The following is a 527-nucleotide window of genomic DNA, read 5'->3' as shown; positions in this document are numbered from 1 at the left end:
TTTCCTAATTTACGATTTCCGGGATTTGAAGGTAGTTGGGACGTGCAGAAATTACGAGATGTTTGTAGAATAAATCCCAAAAACGAAAGTTTACCAAATACATTTGTATATATTGATTTGGAAAGTGTAGTTGATGGATATTTACAAAAAGAAAACACAATTTTAAAAAAAGAAGCTCCGAGTAGAGCACAAAGAATATTATTTAAAAATGATATTCTATTTCAAATGGTTAGACCTTATCAAAAAAACAATCTTTTTTTTGATAAAAATGGAGATTACGTGGCTTCAACTGGCTATGCACAAATTAGAACAAGTGAAAACTCGACATTTATCTTTCAGTATTTACACAATCAAAAATTTGTAGACAGAGTTATAGAAAAATGTACGGGAACAAGCTATCCTGCGATAAATTCAAGTGATTTGGGAAAAATCAAAATTACTATTCCAAAACTTGAAGAACAAAAGAAAATAGGAGATTTTCTTAATCTTATTAGTCAAAGAATATTATCACAAAAGAAAATAATTGA

General features: G+C 28.5%; 1 protein-coding gene. It reads left to right on the top strand.

The window, feature by feature from the left end; genetic code table 11:
• Nucleotides 1-42: 42 nt before the first annotated feature.
• On the top strand, nt 43-527 hold a 485-nt coding region (locus tag FEM21_RS16040), incomplete at its 3' end, for a restriction endonuclease subunit S (protein WP_160171320.1).

Origin of the sequence: Flavobacterium seoulense (assembly GCF_000695795.1) — a bacterium.
Taxonomy (GTDB): domain Bacteria; phylum Bacteroidota; class Bacteroidia; order Flavobacteriales; family Flavobacteriaceae; genus Flavobacterium; species Flavobacterium seoulense.
This window is presented reverse-complemented; position numbering and strand designations above follow the sequence as displayed.